The organism is Abditibacteriota bacterium (assembly GCA_017552965.1).
GTDB lineage: Bacteria > Armatimonadota > UBA5829 > UBA5829 > UBA5829 > RGIG7931.
In genome coordinates, this window is sequence record JAFZNQ010000072.1 from 1 (window position 1) to 1506 (window position 1506).

Sequence of the window (1506 nt, forward strand, 5' to 3'; positions counted from 1 at the left end):
AGGGCCTGGGCGCTGTTGGGGCTGTTCGGCATAGCCGTCACCCTTCTCCAATATGCGGCTGTGTATCTGCTCGTGCCCTCCGGGGAGACTTTTTCGGACAGCTTCCGGGAGTTTTATTACCGAAGCGACGTGGCTCACTATATGGGCATCGCCGAGGACTGGTATGTGCCCGTGGGGGACGAACGGCTGCGGCTGGTGTTCCTGCCCCTCTATCCCCTGACGATCCGGATCATGACCGTATACGGGGACTATTTTATCGGCGCGTTCCTCTCCGCCCAGCTCTTTTCCCTTTTGTGTCTGCCCGCGGCCTACGAGCTGTTTCGGCTGGATATGGACCGCTGGGACGCCATGTCCTGCGCCCGCATGCTGTTTTTGCTGCCCGGCGGCGCGTTTTTGCGCATCCCCATGAGCGAGGGGCTGTTCCAGTTTTTCACGCTCCTGGCGGTATACTTTGCCCGCAAACACCGGTTCCTCCTGGCGGGACTGTTCACGGCCCTCTCCGCCCTAACCCGGTCATTGGGCATCCTGCTGCTGGGGCTGCTGCTTGTAGAGATGCTGACGGCGTTTATGGACGCCTGGCGCAAGGATAGGCAGGGGGCCCGCCGTCTGCTGCCGTCGTATATAGGCAGCCTTCTCTTAGGCTGCTGCGGCACGGCCATCTACCTGTTCATCAACTGGCAGATCAGCGGCAGCCCCTTCACTTTCCTCATCTACCAGCGGGAAAACTGGAACCAGCGGATGGGCCTGTTCTTCAATACGGCGGGATATCTGGCCGAGTATGGTCTGCTCTATTATAGGAACGGGGATATGGCGTCGGTCCTGTCCCTGAGCCTGCCCAACCTCCTCTGCCTCTTCGGGACCCTGGGACTGCTGTGCCAGGACAGGAAGCGGATGCGGACCAGCTATCTGCTGTGGTCATTGGCCTACTTCGCCGCCGCCATCGGGGCCACCTGGCTCCTCAGCGGGCCCAGGTATCTCGCTATGCTGTTCCCCCTTGCTATTGCCCTTTGCAGGCTTTCAAAAAAGCCCGGTGTGAGGCTGGCCATGGAGGGCGGGCTCCTGCTGTGTCAGACGGGGTATCTCGTCATGCTGGCCCTCGACTGGTCCGTTTATTGAAGAAAATGCGTAGACAAAACCCGCCTCATCCAGTATACTGGAGCACATGGAAAAACTGCGTCGATTCTTAGCCTATTACAGGCCCCATCTGGGGCTGTTCCTGCTGGACCTATTCTGCGCGCTGGTGGTGGCCGCGGTGGACGTGGCGTTCCCGCTGGTGACCCAATACGTCCTGCGCACCCTTCTGCCCGCCATGGCGGCCAACAGCGCCCTGGTGCGCCTTTTCGCGCTGCTCATGGGCTGCCTTGTCTGCGCTTATTTTATCCGGGCGGTCCTGCAGTTCATCATCGGCTACTGGGGCCACAGGCTGGGCACCTTCATCGAGGCGGACATGCGCCGGGACATCTTCACCCACATCCAGACCCTGCCCTTCTCCTTCTACGACAGGAT

General features: G+C 60.5%; 2 protein-coding genes. Both read left to right on the forward strand.

Annotation, left to right across the window (positions count from 1 at the left end; translation table 11 throughout):
* Positions 1 to 1116, forward strand: a 1116-nt coding sequence (locus IK083_06385; GenBank protein ID MBR4749179.1) for a hypothetical protein, incomplete at its 5' end; no start/stop codon positions are given.
* Between the two features lie 46 nt (positions 1117 to 1162).
* On the forward strand, positions 1163 to 1506 hold a 344-nt coding region (locus IK083_06390; protein MBR4749180.1), incomplete at its 3' end, for an ABC transporter ATP-binding protein.